16 protein-coding genes and 1 pseudogene are annotated in these 15,007 nt (G+C 65.0%); 5 read left to right on the forward strand and 12 right to left on the reverse strand.

Annotated elements, in window-relative coordinates:
- Positions 1-641: 641 nt before the first annotated feature.
- Positions 642-971, reverse strand: coding sequence for a hypothetical protein (locus tag Pka01_RS15615; protein ID WP_203883478.1), 330 nt, complete (start codon positions 969-971; stop codon positions 642-644).
- A gap of 655 nt (positions 972-1,626) precedes the next feature.
- Between Pka01_RS15615 and Pka01_RS40780 the strand changes: the two genes are divergently transcribed.
- A complete protein-coding gene (locus tag Pka01_RS40780; RefSeq protein WP_239115021.1) occupies positions 1,627-1,863 on the forward strand; it encodes a hypothetical protein in 237 nt (78 codons plus the stop codon).
- 68 nt (positions 1,864-1,931) lie between these two features.
- Here Pka01_RS40780 and Pka01_RS40785 read toward each other — a convergent pair.
- Both Pka01_RS40785 and Pka01_RS15625 read right to left on the reverse strand, forming a co-directional pair.
- Positions 1,932-2,105: pseudogene (locus tag Pka01_RS40785) on the reverse strand (NUDIX domain-containing protein); the annotation flags it as partial.
- 89 nt (positions 2,106-2,194) lie between these two features.
- Positions 2,195-2,866 (reverse strand): P-loop NTPase family protein, encoded by a 672-nt coding sequence (locus Pka01_RS15625; protein WP_203883479.1) that lies wholly within the window; start codon positions 2,864-2,866, stop codon positions 2,195-2,197.
- Positions 2,867-3,049: 183 nt separating this feature from the next.
- On the opposite strand from Pka01_RS15625, the gene Pka01_RS15630 reads away from it, so the two are divergent.
- The gene (locus tag Pka01_RS15630; protein WP_203883480.1) at positions 3,050-3,961 is read left to right on the forward strand and encodes a phosphotransferase; all 912 of its coding nucleotides are present in this window, start codon (positions 3,050-3,052) and stop codon (positions 3,959-3,961) included.
- Positions 3,962-4,144: 183 nt separating this feature from the next.
- Here the strand turns inward: Pka01_RS15630 and Pka01_RS15635 are convergent, their stop codons facing one another.
- Positions 4,145-5,461 (reverse strand): UDP-glucose dehydrogenase family protein, encoded by a 1,317-nt coding sequence (locus tag Pka01_RS15635; protein WP_239115011.1) that lies wholly within the window; start codon positions 5,459-5,461, stop codon positions 4,145-4,147.
- A gap of 214 nt (positions 5,462-5,675) precedes the next feature.
- The gene (locus Pka01_RS15640) at positions 5,676-5,999 is read right to left on the reverse strand and encodes a hypothetical protein (protein ID WP_203883481.1); all 324 of its coding nucleotides are present in this window, start codon (positions 5,997-5,999) and stop codon (positions 5,676-5,678) included.
- A 208-nt stretch (positions 6,000-6,207) separates the two neighbouring features.
- Here Pka01_RS15640 and Pka01_RS15645 point away from each other — a divergent pair, with 208 nt between their 5' ends.
- Positions 6,208-6,516, forward strand: coding sequence for a hypothetical protein (locus Pka01_RS15645; RefSeq protein WP_203883482.1), 309 nt, complete (start codon positions 6,208-6,210; stop codon positions 6,514-6,516).
- Positions 6,513-8,459 (forward strand): hypothetical protein, encoded by a 1,947-nt coding sequence (locus tag Pka01_RS15650; RefSeq protein WP_203883483.1) that lies wholly within the window; start codon positions 6,513-6,515, stop codon positions 8,457-8,459. The genes Pka01_RS15645 and Pka01_RS15650 overlap by 4 nt, the downstream gene beginning before the upstream one ends.
- Positions 8,460-8,463: 4 nt before the next feature.
- On the opposite strand, the gene Pka01_RS15655 is transcribed toward Pka01_RS15650, so the two are convergent.
- From Pka01_RS15655 to Pka01_RS15680, 6 genes are all read right to left on the reverse strand, one after another.
- Positions 8,464-8,922, reverse strand: a complete 459-nt coding sequence (locus Pka01_RS15655; RefSeq protein ID WP_203883484.1) for a hypothetical protein — start codon at positions 8,920-8,922, stop codon at positions 8,464-8,466.
- 380 nt (positions 8,923-9,302) lie between these two features.
- Positions 9,303-9,641, reverse strand: coding sequence for a fumarate reductase subunit D (locus tag Pka01_RS15660; RefSeq protein ID WP_203883485.1), 339 nt, complete (start codon positions 9,639-9,641; stop codon positions 9,303-9,305).
- 18 nt (positions 9,642-9,659) lie between these two features.
- Positions 9,660-10,070 (reverse strand): fumarate reductase subunit C, encoded by a 411-nt coding sequence (locus tag Pka01_RS15665; protein WP_203883486.1) that lies wholly within the window; start codon positions 10,068-10,070, stop codon positions 9,660-9,662.
- Positions 10,067-10,810 carry a succinate dehydrogenase/fumarate reductase iron-sulfur subunit gene (locus Pka01_RS15670; protein ID WP_203883487.1) on the reverse strand — a complete coding sequence of 248 codons (744 nt, stop codon included), beginning with the start codon at positions 10,808-10,810 and terminating at the stop codon, positions 10,067-10,069. The genes Pka01_RS15665 and Pka01_RS15670 overlap by 4 nt, the downstream gene beginning before the upstream one ends.
- A 5-nt stretch (positions 10,811-10,815) precedes the next feature.
- A complete protein-coding gene (gene frdA / locus Pka01_RS15675) occupies positions 10,816-12,567 on the reverse strand; it encodes a fumarate reductase (quinol) flavoprotein subunit (RefSeq protein WP_203883488.1) in 1,752 nt (583 codons plus the stop codon).
- Positions 12,568-12,630: 63 nt separating this feature from the next.
- The gene (locus tag Pka01_RS15680; protein WP_203883489.1) at positions 12,631-12,864 is read right to left on the reverse strand and encodes a hypothetical protein; all 234 of its coding nucleotides are present in this window, start codon (positions 12,862-12,864) and stop codon (positions 12,631-12,633) included.
- A gap of 617 nt (positions 12,865-13,481) precedes the next feature.
- Here Pka01_RS15680 and Pka01_RS15685 point away from each other — a divergent pair.
- Positions 13,482-14,240 carry an SDR family NAD(P)-dependent oxidoreductase gene (locus tag Pka01_RS15685; RefSeq protein ID WP_203883490.1) on the forward strand — a complete coding sequence of 253 codons (759 nt, stop codon included), beginning with the start codon at positions 13,482-13,484 and terminating at the stop codon, positions 14,238-14,240.
- Positions 14,241-14,327: 87 nt separating this feature from the next.
- Here Pka01_RS15685 and Pka01_RS15690 read toward each other — a convergent pair whose 3' ends face one another.
- Positions 14,328-14,930 (reverse strand): TetR/AcrR family transcriptional regulator, encoded by a 603-nt coding sequence (locus Pka01_RS15690; RefSeq protein ID WP_203883491.1) that lies wholly within the window; start codon positions 14,928-14,930, stop codon positions 14,328-14,330.
- Positions 14,931-15,007: the final 77 nt, after the last annotated feature.

Genomic DNA, 15,007 nt, shown 5'->3' on the forward strand with positions numbered 1-15,007 from the left:
GGTTTGGCCGTGGCACCTACCACAAGGCGCCGGTTTCACCCCACGTTCCGGACCGGTGCCTTGGGCGATCGCTGACGCGGCCCTCCTCCGTCGAGCCTCGGCCACTGGTTCCACGCGGTGTGACGGCAACAGTGACGGCACGTCGGTCACCATAGGCTTACGCTCGGCACCGTAAAGCACACTCCATGCCCCAGCTCACTGGCGGCCAACAGAGCGATCGTACGCCTGAAAAGCGGAGGGTCATTCCTCTACGCTCGAGTTATGACGGATCTCGATCTCTTTGAGGCTTGAGACCTGCATCTTCTACCCTCGCACTGTCCATCAGCGCCCGGTTAATTAGGAATCGCGGCTCGACAACGTCTCCGCCGCCACGTGTAATCCCATCACCTGAGCCTGCACTATCAACGCTGAGTAACGGACTAAGAGAGCATCTCGCTGTGAACCTGTGAACGCAGATGCTTTCGCTGGAGACTCTCGGCCGTGTTTTTAAGCGCGGTCGCGAGCTGGAGATACTCAAGGTTGACACAGGCCCTGCGGGCACAGGTGCTGGAGTTGAACGCCGTACGGGATCCTTCCCTCAGTGCGCTCACCTGCCCACGAACCGACCGATTTTCGATCAAGGCCGCTAATGCGGCACTCAATCAAATTGCTTTAAATATGTGAAATGACTTATCGAGATCCCATTCATCCAATAAGCCCAGAGTGCTATTTTCATCGCCGGACACCATCGACGCCACCGCGAGTCGCAGCTTTGCATAGTTCATGTCCGGCCTTCGGGCCGCCCCAAGCGCATCTTCTTTACCTCCATCAATAGCCCCGATCATCCCGAGCGCCAGAATCATTCCCGTAGCCTGCCCAATAACGGTATGAACGGCCCCACTTTCGCCCTCATCTCTAAAGTGATCAGCCATTTTCTTCAGTTCAACAACGGCAAGCGCAATCGCCAAAGTCAAGTCCTCTATTTCTTCCATAGCCTGTCCTTCTAACGCTTAGGTTCGATATCCGACAACGAGAACATCCGGCCCACGAGGACCAATACAGCGGACAAGCTACAGGAGTCGCAATCGGATGTTCTACTCCTCGCCCGACTCTCTGCCCAACCTGACACAGGAACCTCTATGTCTCGCAATAAGGGTGGCCCTGTTCATCTCAGTGCTCATGCCGTCGCGCTGGGCCTGCCCTCCACTGGACGAGGATCAGGAGGAGACGCTCGGCTACTAGGACAAGGCTGAGAGCCCAGTGACCCCCACATATGTTCCACCAGAGGATCCGTCGAAGGAGTCGTGGACACTCTGGGACGCGCATAGTTGCCTTCCTGCCGCGCGGCTTCCGTTCCTCGGGCCTGACGGCCCTGCGGTACGGGTCCTCTTGCCAACGAGTGACTCGTGACCGACTCGGCGCGGGACCTGTGCGGGACGATCAAGCAAGGGACGGGTGCCTAGCAGTGCGTTTGTGCAGGTGAAACTATGTGAGCGGACCGTTCCGGCCGCGCTCTCCTAAAGCGGGTGCCGCAGGTTCGAATCCTGCCGGGGGCACTGTTTGACCTTGCACGTCCGCCGCTGCAACAGGTCACACAGGTAACGGAGTAACTCATCGTCGTTCCCAGCGATCCGGCGAGAAGCGGTGATGGTTCTGCATTCCTGCTCCACCGGCAACACGCTCTGCGATCACATGTGCCATCTGATGGCCGGCTCAGCAAACATCATCCGTGCGTCCGGCCGTCAGCCTGTACAGATGCGCCTGGATACGGCCCCGGTCCTCCGGGAAGACGCTCTCCCACTCATCCCTGAGATCGAACCACATCGGCGGCTGGCCGCTTTCCCCGACCAGTGGAACCTCACGATCGATGATCGCGGCGTATGACAATCCCAGCGTCGCGACCAACCGGCACGATAGGAACGAACAGATACAGCCGCCGGAACAGGCAATAGCTCAGCCCGCAGCCCCGTCTCCTCAAGAAGCTCGCGGGCCGCGGCGTCTCTCGGCGTCTCATCTCGCTCAACCTTGCCCCCTGGCGGCACCCACCCACGCCAGCGATGCCTTATAAGCAGGACGTGCCTGAATGCGGGGTCAGTCACCCAGACCTCGGCTGCAAGCGGCTCCATCGGCCCGTGAAGGGCGCGCTCCAACCAAGCCCGGGCGTCATCGAACTCCAGCGCAGCGAGATGGGCATCAGCGACGGCCGCGCCCAAGGTCACTTGTCCAAGCACGTTGTCAACCGCCTACCGCACCTTATGTAGCCGCCAGGAGCGAGGTGCTGTGCACGCTGCCCGACCGCGATGCTGGTGATCACCGCCGATAGAGGCGGTCTTCGCCGTGAGGGGGAAGTTGTCACTGGCTGGCCTGCGCTGGAGTCAGGCGCGCCTGGCGCAGCAACTGCCGCACCGACGCCTCCAGAAGACTGTCCCTCACCTATGACCGTCTCGCTGCCATCCGGCAGCAGATCGCGCTCCTGATACCACTCCCGCATCTGGTCCGGGGTGAACTCCGACCGCTGGGGACGACTGTCATGCCGCCGAAGCGTCTCCGCGAAGGACACGTCCAGGTAGAAGAAGGCACTGATCCCGGCGTGATCATGGCGCAGGGACTCCAGCATCGCCCCATACCGGCTGGCGGTGAGGATGCCTTCGAGCAGAACGTGATACCCGTGATCAAGGGAGTACCGTGCGATCGTGTCGATGAGACCGATGTTCACTCCGCCATGCACGTCCCGCTCCCGCAGCAGGTCCCGCCGTACGACGTCTTGGCCGACCAACGCCAGACCACGTCCATAGGCCACCCGCACGGCACGGGCGACACTGGTCTTCCCAGAGCCGGAGTTCCCGCGGAGAACGATCAACCTGGTGTCGTGGGATCCAGTGCACACCGTCTCAGGGTACGAACAGGTCGGGGGCGACACGCACTCTTTCCCTCCTCAACTGGGTGCTGCCATATGGAGGGTCACCGGATGCGGGATGACCTGGGTCCAACCCAGCTGCCTCGCCTTCTGGCCGAGCGGTACGGCCTGGCGATACAGAGCCTGGTCCAACTGCCCATCGGCCAGGGAACCGTGAACTACCGGGCCAACTGTGCAATCGGCGAGGTCTTCGTCAAGAGCTACCCGCCCGGCACCGACCTCGAACAGGAAGCACGCGCGATCGAATTGTCCGAGCTCGCCCGCCGTAACCGCATTCCCTCGACCGCCGTTCTGCGCAACCATGACGGCCAGACCATCGACGCAACAACGTCTCTACCCGTGTCGATCTGGCAGTGGGTACCTGGCCGTGTCGTCACGGAGCTCAACACATCTCAGTACGAGCAGGCCGGTGACGCACTCGGACGCCTCCACGCGCTTTTCGTGAAGCTCCCGGTGAACTCGACGTCCAACCGAAAAGTGGATGAGTGGCGTGACATCGATCTCGACGATCTGGCCGCGACCGTGGACGCCCTACTCGGAATCATCACATCGAGAAGGACCGAGGGCATCTTGGACGCCTTCGACACCGTCGCGGAACGCACCCTTCTCGAACGGCGCCAGATGCTTCCCCGGATCCCGGAGCTTCTCGCGGATCTTCCTGGCAATCTCGCCGTACAGCTCCTGCATGGCGACTACAGCCCGGTGAACCTGTTGTGGGTCGGCGACGAACTCGCGGCGGTGATCAACTTCAGCCCGCCGGACCCGTTCCTGCTGGCCTACGACCTGGGGCGGATGGCGTTCTACCCCAACACGGTCACCGGAGACCCGCAACGGACGTCACGGCCTACATCGCAGCCAATCCCGCCGTCTCAGACATCGACATCCGCGCCTGCGGCCGGGTGGCGCCGCTCCAACTCATACGCAGCCTCTACGGGGTCAAGCAGCACTACTCGAAGCCAGGCCTACTCCAGGCCGATCTCGACGAGTTCTGGCTCCTCCGGCATGAGGCCGCCGCATGCATGCTCGGACATCTCACGGAGATGGACACGCTGCTCGACGACCTGACCCTCCTCCGTCCGCCTTCCGGCCAGGGAGAAACTGTGACGCGAGGAACTGTTCACCCGTCCGAGACAGCCGACTGCCGGCATACGCAGGCCGCCCTCGGCGACGGCGCATCGGCCATCCGGACGGGGCAGCACGTGACTCGGGCCTCGTATCGGCCCCGGGACCACCATGAACGGGTTTGGGCTACGGCCGTCCGACGCTGATATAGGTGAAGCCCAGGCTCCGCATTACCGCCGGGTCCAGAAGATTTCGGCCGTCGAAGAACACCGGCCTCCGCATCACCGAGGCGGCCTGCGCCCAGTCGACCTCCTTGAGCTGCGGCCAATCGGTGACCAGGATCGCCGCGTCCGCGCCCTCAACGGCCGACCGGGGACTTTCGTGGCGGGTCGTCCACGTCCACGGCTCGGCCTCGGCCGGTCGCGCCATCGGGTCCCAGCAACGCACCTCCGCGCCTTCGGCCAGCAACCGGCCCGCAAGTACCGTGCTCGGAGCTTCCCGCATGTCATCCGTACCGGGCTTGAACGTCATCCCGAGGAGCGCCACCCGCGCGCCCGCCAGCGTGCCGAGCTCGTCTTTGAGACGCTGTATCGCCCGCCGCTTCTGCAGATTGTTGACCTCGATCACCGCCGACAACATCTGCAGGTGGTAGCCGGTGTTGGACGCCAACTGCCGCAGCGCCTCGGAGTCCTTGGGAAAGCACGATCCGCCCCACCCGATGCCGGGCCGCAAAAAGTGGTGGCCCAGGCGGTGGTCCATGCCGACCGCGCGAGCCACGTCCTCAACGTCGGCGCCGGTCTTCTCGCAAAGAGTGGCGATCTCGTTGATGAAGCTGATCTTCGTGGCGAGCAGGGCGTTCGAGGCGAGTTTGGCCATTTCGGCGGAGCGCACGTCCATTACGACGACCGGCCCGTCCACACCCGTGTGCAGTTCCGAGATGAGCGCCGCCGTCGCATCGTCGTCGGCGCCGATGACGACCCGGTCGGGATGCAGGAAATCCTCGACCGCGCGTCCCTCGGCGGTGAACTCCGGGTTGGCCGCATACCCGACATGTCCGAGCCCCGCGGCGTCCAGCGCGGCCCGCACCCGAGCGCCGGTCCCGACGGGCACGGTCGACTTCACCACCACGGCTCTCAGGTGCGATGCGGCCTCGAGCGACCGAACCACCGACCAGACTCGGGACAGGTCCGCGTCACCGGACGCCGACGGCGGCGTGTCGACACACACATAGACGACCTCGGCGCCGTTCAGGGTCTCCTGTACGTCCAGGGTGAAGGTCAGCCGCTCCTTGTTCCGGGCGATCATGTCGCCGAGCCCAGGCTCGTAGATAGGCACATCACCAGACCGGAGGAGCCGAACTTTCTCCGGATCGATGTCCCGTACCACCACACGATGGCCGAGTTCGGCGAGGCAGGCACCGGTCACCAGACCGATGTAGCCGGCACCGAACACAGCAATGCGCAGTCCCGGCCTGACCATGCTGTCATCCGTTCTCGCGGTCACGTCCGGAATTTCTCTGCCCGGGCTGTGAGGGATGCCCACCATACCTGTGACCCTGTGATATTCGCCCACAACACTGCGTTAGACCCTGCTACCCCAGAAGACTCCGCCGGTCGACGGCCATTCGTGGTCGTCGGGCTCTCTATGTTCGTCGGCCGGGGGTCGTAGTCGCGGGGAGACACATGACCTCACCATGCTGAATCTCGCGCTCAGTTGGTCATGTCCCAGATGAAGCGAGCGCGCGCTCCACTGCCCGCACCGCCGCCAAAATGCATGGTGTCGAGGCAGTTATTGAGCGGCTGACGAGGTGCTTGGGACCGTAGCGGGAATGAATCTCCGCCAATCGTTCGGCGACGTCGAGATGCGTTCCGTCTGGACCGGTGGTCATGTCGCAGTAGGTCAGTGCTTCGACGAGTTCGGGACGTTCCTCGTCGAACTCAGCGGTGAGTGCGTCAAAGAGGTCGCGAAGATTCTCATCATCCGGCCTGCTCGGAAGTCCCTTGACGAGCGGGGGGACGAGGGACGGCAGGGCGTACGTCATCGACGTCGTACGCCGACGGGCCCACCGGGACGCCGACGTCAACACGCCCGTAGGACGGTGCCGTGAGCGTGCGGAACATCGAAACCATCGCCCGTGGAGTGGGGGACAGACTCGTCGAAACAGGAGATTGTCACGATATGCAAACGCGAGTCATATGACTTCTGGTGCATTCCTAGTATTTCTGGGTGCGTCGAGACGGGGAGGACCGATGGGGGATAAGGTGCCCAATCCGCAGCTGGCGGATTTGAAGAAATTACGCGCAGACTGGGCCGCCGAATACGAGGAGGTCAAGACCGCGATCGACCGGCCCGCGAAGGACTTCGGCGGCGGCGAGGTCATCAGCGGGGCCTGGCGCGACAAGCAGGCACCGGAGATCACCGGACGCAAGGACCGCGTGCACAGGCTCGTCGACGACGTGCTCGATGCCATCGACGCGGCCATCAAGGGGCAGCCGGAAGAGGTTTCCGAGAACGAGGCCAGGAACTACCGCCGAATGCGCGCGGGGAGGCTCGGATGACCGGGTTCAGCGGCATGAAGGTCGGCCAGTTCAAGATGACCGTCAAGAGCATGTCGGACGGCGCGACCGTGCTCAAGGATGCCAAGAGCAGGTTCACCAAGAACTTTTCTGAATTGGGCGTCGACACCGCGAGCCTGAACGAGCTGGGCAGGATCGGCGGCGAGATCGAGGGCATGCTGCCCGAGGCCAGGCGGCGACTGGACCTGGGCGTCGCGCTCGAACGCCGCAAGGACCCGTGGCTGAAGAACACAGACGCCACGACCTACGTGGCCGAGCCTCCGATGTCCGTGGCCGACGCCCGCGCCAAGGGCAAGGAGCTGGCCGACCGGCTCAACGCGCTCAACAGCACCGACGGCGCCAGCGCCGAGGAGATCCACAGGATCGCCGAGGAGTTGAAGGCGTACCAGGACGACCCCGAGGTGCTGGCCGCGTTCTTCACCGGCGTGCAGCCCCCGAACCGGCTCACGTCGTTGCCGAGCCTGATGTACGCGTGCGGGAGCAAGACCGCCTCCCAGGACCTGGAGGTGTTCTCCAAGGCACTGGGCGTGGCGATCAGCGCGGAGAACCTGACCACGCCGGGCATGGACAAGGTCAAGCAGGCGCTGACCACGTCGGGCGGGATACCGGGCACGAATTGGGACAAGCTGGCGCTGTTGCAGTACGGCAAGTTCCCGACCGACTTCGTCAAGCTGGCCGCCAAGAATCTGGCGCTGGACGACTTCGCGAAGGACCCCGACCAGGATTTCCGCGGCGGCTTCGCCAGCTCGCGCGCCTACAACGGGGCGGTGTCGGAGGACAACGTCGCGCTGGCGCTCAATATGCTCGGCAAGGACGACGTCGCGGCGCGTGACGTGTTGTGGAACATGCATCCAGGCGACTACCGCAAGACCTTCACCCAGCTTCTGAACTACTCGCGGATGCGTGACGACGTCGGGGACGCGCTGGGCCTGGCGATCGAGGCGGGCGGCGGCGTGCACACCGAGGAGCCCGGCAAGCACAGCCCAGGGGCCTCCCAGTTCGCCTTCGAGTGGATTCTCGCGGCCGGCGCCAAGGGCAAGGACGTCAACTGGTCACTCAAGGACTCCAACGCCAGCCTGGCCTCCTCCTACAAGCACGAGCTGACGACCGGTGCCCGGATCGACGACGCCAGGAACCGCGAATCCGGCATGGGCGCGCCGCCGGACTTCTCCGCCATCCCGGGTCTCACCCCGTCCTTCTATCTGAGCCCTAAGGACACCTACAACTTCATCAAGACGTTCGCCGACCACGAGCAGGCCACCCAGTCCTTCGACCAGGAGATGGGCGCCTTCAGGCACGACCTGCTCGTGAACGCCGCCAAGATCGACGCGGAGGCCCTGAAGAGCGGCAAGGACCCGCACAACTTCCAGCGCGCCGCCAGCGCGCTGGGCGACCTGGCCGGGCTGGAGTACGCGGCGATCGTCAAGGTGCGGGGCGACCAGGACGAGTTCGATGCGCAGATGCGCAGCCTGATGAAGGACATCGTTACGGTCGGCCTGATCGACCGCATCCCCATGTCCGGCGCGGTCAAGACGTTCGGCTGGGAGGCCACCAAGTTCATGGTCGGCAAGGGCCTGGACAACTGGGCCGGTGGTGACGAGAACAACACCCGAGTCGGCAAATTCGACAACGCGACCGACGCCTGGGTGGCCGCCCAGCGCTACGAGATGGCCTCGATCCTGCTGGAGGCCGGCTACCCGGCGAACCCGCCGTTCCCCCAGGAGCTCACCAAGGACGGCAAGCCACTGTCCGTCGACGAGATGATCAAGGACAAGAACAAGCTGAAGGCCTTCGACGACTGGATGGACAAAACCGACATAGACGGCGAGGGTTCCACGTTCGACCAGAAGGTCGAGGAGGGCAACGACGCGGTCACCAGCAAGGAGCCGGAGACGGTCGCGAAGGAGTACGAGAAGAAGGATTAGGCGGTCACGCGCAGGCCGTCTGGCCCTCGACCGTGACCGCCACGGTGTCCTCCTGCGGCAGGGTCATCGTGTAGGTGAAGGTGATCTCGGGCTCCTGTTTGACCTCTTTCACCTGGCGCGAGTCGGTCTTGTCGGACTGGTCGGGGCCGCCCGTCGCGGTCTCGTAACCCGCTTCGGAGAACCGCGCGCCGATGGTGCGTTCGGCATTGTCGAGCGTGTCGTCGGCGTCGGGGTTGTTGGAGCTCAATGTCGCGGTGGCCGTGAAGACCCGCTTGAAGGTCCCGTCACCGCAAGCGACGTTCTCCGTCGCCGGGCTGGTGATTTTCGGCTCGACCCACTTCTCCCACGCCATGACCTGCTGCCCGTCCTTGGCCAACTGGGCGCCCGATTCGTCGATCGAGCCGCCGCTGCAGGCCGTGAGCAGCACGGCGATGGCCGCTAACGGAAATAATCGCCTCAACACCAGCCCACTCCTCCTACGCCGTCACATGCCGCGTGGGGGCAGCTTAGCGAAATGTGGAAAGCGTCACGGGAATCGCGCCGCAGAGCCTGTGCCCTGAGCGGTACGGCGGAACACGGCGGCGTCCAGCGGAACCCGCGCACGCAGGGGCGTTGTCCGAAGCCTTCCAAACTGGCTACTCGGGTTCGATTCCCGTCATCCGCTCCCGATGCACAAGGCCGTCGGATATCGCCGATCGAATCGCCTGCACGCGGATTGGTTCGCGATGCTCTCCCGTTCGCGCTTTCGGAGGGCTTTCTCGGCCTCGTCCAGCGGCCGTACCTCGTCCAGCGGCCATAACTGGGAAATGACCGTAGGCCTCGTACGCATCCAACTCGCCGATCTCACAGGACTGCCAGCAGGAGATAGCCGGCCACTGCCGATCCGGCCAATGCTCCGCCGTAGCAGAACAGATTGATCGCCCTTTCGAGGTGCTTGAGCTGCAGCCCGTCATACAGGGCGTAGCGGAAGCGGTGCGCCCAATGGAAGAGCGCCAGCACGCAGAAGCCGAAGAGAGCGACGCGCGTGACGGGGTGGCCCAGCACGGCGGACAGGTGCGCATGGTCGGGCGGCGACACCCAGCCCAGCGGGAACGCGAGGCCGAAGAGGAACAGCAGTACTGGGATCAGCAGGGCCGACAGCACGCCGCCGGCGCTGAACAGCAACCACAGGAACGGTTCCATCGGACGCCTGGCCATCGTTCACCCCAAAATCAGAAAGGCCGCGAGCGCTGATGCGAGCATCCAGGCAACAAGGTTGCCCGCGCCGATCGCGGCCGGCGGCAGGCGCCTGCCGCGCAGCCGTACGACCATCGCGTGCGGCGAGAGCGTGAACAGCCAGGTGACGGCGTGGAGCAGGATGAAGCACAACGCGACCACGTTCAGCAGGAGCATCCCCGGTGTGGCGCTCCAGTCCAGGAACCGCCGGTAGTCCTCCGGCCCCTGAGCGACCGCGTTCACCAGCAGCAACAGGAACACCACGAACCACGCCACGAAAACACTACTCAGCTCGCGGAGCACGAACAGCAGATATGAGCGGCGTCGCAGCCACCAGAAGACCGGTACGCGCGGCCGGTACCACCGAGGGTGAAATGGCGTGTGCTCGGTCTTCATCGCGCCCCCCGTGGCAGAAGCAATGCCTTGAGGGAGTCCATGGCCGCCGTGAACTTGTACCGCTGAATGGCACCTGCCGGATCGACGTCCTTCGGGCAGACCGCGCTGCACTCGCCCACGAAAGTGCAGGCCCAGATGCCTTCGGCCGCCGAGAGGACGTCCGTCCGCTCCGAGGCGCCCTGGTCACGCGAGTCGAGGTTGTAGCGCTGGGCGAGAGCGATGGCCGCCGGGCCGAGGAACTCCTCGTCGAGCGCGTAAACGGGGCAGGCCGCGTAACAGAGCATGCAGTTGATGCACATGCTGAACTGCTCGTACTCCTCACGCTCCGCCGGCAACTGGGGATACTCTCCGGCGGCCGGAGGTTCCTGCTCCGATCGGATGAGCCAGGGCTTGACCCGCGGCAGCTTGCGCATGAAGTCACCGATGTCCACAACGAGATCGCGCACGACGGGGAAGTTGGACAGCGGCTCGACGCGTACGGGACCGGGCGCATAGTCGCCCAAGAAGGTGGCACACGTCAGCTTCGGCTCGCCGTTCACGGTCATGCCGCAGCTCCCGCAGACGCCCATCCTGCAGGACCAGCGGTAGGAGAGCGTGCCGTCCAGGTGGTCCTTGATGTGGTTCAGGCCGTCGAGGACCGACCACTCTTTGCGCAGCGGTATCTCGTGCTCCTGCGTCGTCGGCTCGGTGTCGCTCTCCGGCCGGTAGCGGGTTACCCGCAGGATGATGCGATCCGCCATGAGCGTCACCTCCCGTACACCCGCTCCCCCGGGGGCCACCTGGTGATCGTCACCGGCGGATACTCCACCCGCCGTGACCCGTCGGCGTCGCGGTAGACAAGCGAGTTGGCGAGGAACCTGTGGTCGTCGCGGGCCGGGAAGTCGACGCGCTGGTGTGCTCCACGCGACTCCTCGCGCCGCAACGCACAGTGAACGATGCTTTCGGCCACGTCCAGCATGAACGACAGCTCGAGAGCGGCGAGCAGCTCGGTGTTGAAGGTCCGGCTGCGGTCCTCGAGGCGGACGGAGCGGAACCGCTCCTGCAGGACGCTGAGCCTGTCGGCGGCCTTGGCCAGTGAGCTCCCCGAACGGTAGATCCCCGCGCCTTCCTCCATGGTCGCCCGCATCTCCTCGCGGATGGCGGAGATCGGTTCCTTCCCGCCGTCACGCTGGAGCAGGTCGCGTTCCAGCCGCCGCCGCTCGTCCTCCACCTGCGCCCGCACGGCCGGCCGTACGGAAGTGCCCGCGCCTTGCACGCCCGAGGCGAACGAGGCGGCGGCCCGCCCGGCACGGGCACCGAACACGAGCAGTTCGGGCAGCGAATTGGAACCGAGACGGTTCGCGCCGTTGATGCTGACGCAGGCGACCTCGCCGGCGGCGAACAACCCCTCCAGTGGAGTGGAGCCGTAAATGTCGGTGTGGACTCCGCCCATCATGTAGTGCACGACCGGCCGCACCGGGATCAGTTCGCGGACCGGATCGATGTTCTCGTAGCTCCGGCAGAGCTCCCGTACGAAGGGAAGCCTGGCGTCGATGACCGTCTCTCCGAGGTGGCGCAGGTCCAGGTGCACGATGGGCCCGTAGGGCGTGTCGACGGTCCGGCCCTTCTCGACCTCCTGGACGAACGCCTGCGACAGGCGGTCACGCGGCCCCAACTCCATGCTGCGCAGTACGGGCGTGGGCGAGGGTGTGCCGAGGTCGTAGTCCTGCAGGTAGCGGTAGCCGTCCTTGTTGATCAACCAACCGCCCTCGGCCCTGGCCGCCTCCGTGATGAGGATGCCTGTGAAGGGCAGTCCGGTCGGGTGGTACTGGACGAACTCCATGTCCTTGAGCGGGGCACCCGCCCGATAGGCCAGTCCCATGCCGTCGCCGGTCTTTATGGCGGCGTTGGTGGTGAAGGGGTAGATCTGGCCGCATCCGCCCGTGCACAGGATGACCGCCTTGGCGGTGATGGCCTCGATCCGGCCCGACATCAACTCAACGGCGACGACGCCGGCCACGCGGCCGTCGTCGACGAGCAACCTCGTCACGTACCACTCGTCGTAGCGAGCGATGCGTTCATAGCGGAGGGAGGTCTGGAACAGGGTGTGGAGCAGGTGGAAGCCCGTCTTGTCGGCGGCGAACCACGTGCGCATCCTCTTCATTCCGCCGAACGGTCGTACGGCCACGCGTCCGTCGGGCTCGCGGCTCCACGGGCAGCCCCAATGCTCCAGCCGGAGCAGTTCCTCGGGTGCCTCCTTGACGAAGACCTCGACGGCGTCCTGAGCGCACAACCAGTCCCCTCCCGAGATCGTGTCGTAGGCATGCTCGTCGAGGCTGTCATCGGGCCGGATGACCGCCGCAGCACCACCCTCGGCCGAGACCGTGTGGCTGCGCATCGGATACACCTTGGAGACGATCGCCACAGTCAGCCGCGGATCGTCCTCCGCGACGGCGATCGCCGCGCGCAGTCCTGCGCCACCGCCGCCCACGATCAGGACGTCATGCGAAAGCGTCATGGCCTCGCAATCAACTCATGGGATGTCGCCTTCAGCTCCGTGCCCCGGCTGCGGGTTCACCCGTCAGGAGCCGTGGTTCGCACCGACCTCGTCGCGGGCGACCTTCCCGTCGTGCCGGACGGTTGTCACCTCGATGCTGCCGTCGTGATATTCGTGACGGCTCCTGCGGCAGCCGCAGGAGAAGTACTCATCCCTGATGACCAGGCCCTGTTCGTCGTCGTCCAGGTAGTGCTCGCCGTCCACGGTCTTCCCGCACGGCGCCTTCTCACCTGTGAAACGGGTCTTCGTGCCAACCATCGTCCGCTCCCCCGCAGACGGCCAGGCTCCACAGACTGCCAGGAACTCCCGGCTTTATACGTTGCGGTGAACCGGAGCCACGGCCCCGGCCCGCACCGGTCTGCTGCATATACATCCAGCATCTCACCCTGCCGACGCTGGGAAAAGTCCTGTGATCAAGATCCCCAGGACGGGCGGCGACACGAGAACTTCAAGCTCCATGAGGGCTCAGTGCGATCGGCTGGCGAGTTTTGTCAATTTATGTGGTTTTCCCTGGATTCCGTCGCACATGTACGGGGGTGCTTCCAGCAAAATCGCTCATAGAGTGAGTAATACGGCCAAAGATCCGAGTCGACTATGACGCTCGTGGCAGGGGGCTCCTTCTGTGTCTCCGCGCGGAACGGGGACATCCTCCCGGGAAAGGATCGATGTCCTTGAGGGTGCACGCCAGGGCCAGTTACAGCCCCGACCGCCACTCTGGGCCCTTGGCCGCCGTTTGACCTGCGGTTTCCTACCCTTGTCGAAGCGGGCCGCGTCGACGTGGTGCGGCGCGGGACGTTGGTCCCCGACGGCGCGACGTCCGGACCGGGTGACCGGTCGTCTGCGCCGGGCATGTCCAAAACTCCCCGGAGGCCGGCATGACGAACGTTCAACAGGGCGGCAGGGTCGCCCTCGTCACGGGCGCGAGCAGGGGGATCGGCGCGGCCGTGGCCCGGTTGCTGGCATCCCGGGGCATGCGGGTCGTCGTCAACTACCGCAGCAGCCGCGACGAGGCGGACGACGTGGTCGCGTCGATCAGGTCCGCCGGCGGCCGGGCGATGGCCGCGCAGGCCGACGTGCGCGACGAGCCCGCCGTACTCGGCATGGTCGAGCAGATCCGGGGCGCCATGGGCGAGGTGGAGGTCCTGGTCCACAACGCCCTGATCCCGTACGCCATCAAGTCGTTCGACGAAATCACGTGGGACGAACTGGGCGGCAAGCTGGAACAGGAGATGCGAGCGGCTTTCCTGATGACGAAGGCCGTCGTCCCGGGCATGACAACGCGCGGTTACGGACGGATCGTCTACCTCGGCACCGTGTTGAGCCGGCGGCCGCGTGCAGGCATGATCGCGCTGGGAACCTCGAAGGCTGCCCTGAGCCAGTTCGCCCGCTTCGTCGCGCAGGAGTTGGGTCCTCGCGGGATCACCGTCAACGTGGTGGCCCCGGGGCCGGTGGAGACCACCATCACCGATGTCTTCGGTCAGGAATTCAAGCAGCGCCACGCGGCCCAGACGGCACTGGGCCGCATCGCCACCCCTGATGACGTGGCCCGGGCCGTCGCCTTCTATGCGGGTGACGACAGCGGATTCATCACGGGCACCACCGCGCCGGTCAATGGCGGACTGGCCATGGACTGACGCTCCAGCCCGTCCGCCTAGAGCTCTTCGGGCCTTGAAACCACAGGGTCCTTCCAGGCGACGCCCAGTGTCCAGCAAGCGCAGCGGTCAGGAGGCGGGGACGACGAGGCCGGCGGCGAGGTGGTCGAACGCTTGGTCGATGAGCGCTTGCAGGCCCTTGATTCCCGTTTCCGGATTCCACGTTATGAAGGCCCCGCGGAAGACCGACCCGATTGCTGCCGCAAGCAGCCGCGGATAGAGGCTGCCCGGAGGGCATCCGATGCGGTCGGTGAGGACGTCGACGAGCCTGTCCTCAAGACGGAAGACCGCGTGCAAGGTCTTCGTCCTCAGTTCGGGAGACGCGCTGAACAACTCCTTGCGTGCATGCCAACCGGTCTGTGCGGCGAAGCTGGGCATGGTGTCGTCCATCGCCCGACGCAGGGCCGTGAGCGGTGGTTCGTGCGATGGCCGCGCGGTGAGCTTGGAGGCGAGTTCGTCGGTGAGGCGCTGGTCCCAGGCGAAGAGTGCTGCCTCCTTGCTCTCGAAGTAGTTGAAGAAGGTCCGGCGGGAGACTTGGGCGGCTTCGCAGATGTCGTTCACCGTGACCGTCGAGGGGTCCTGCTCCAGGAAGAGCCGGATCGCGGCAGCGCGCAGGGCCTCACGAGTCTCGGCCTTCTTGCGTTCACGGAGTCCTGGAACTGCGCCCTGCATGTCGATCAAGTCCTCTCACAACCGGCGAGGGCCAGCGTACTCACCATAGATGTTTGCACGGGTGCAGTGTTGCACGA

Origin of the sequence: Planotetraspora kaengkrachanensis (assembly GCF_016862895.1) — a bacterium.
GTDB lineage: Bacteria > Actinomycetota > Actinomycetes > Streptosporangiales > Streptosporangiaceae > Planotetraspora > Planotetraspora kaengkrachanensis.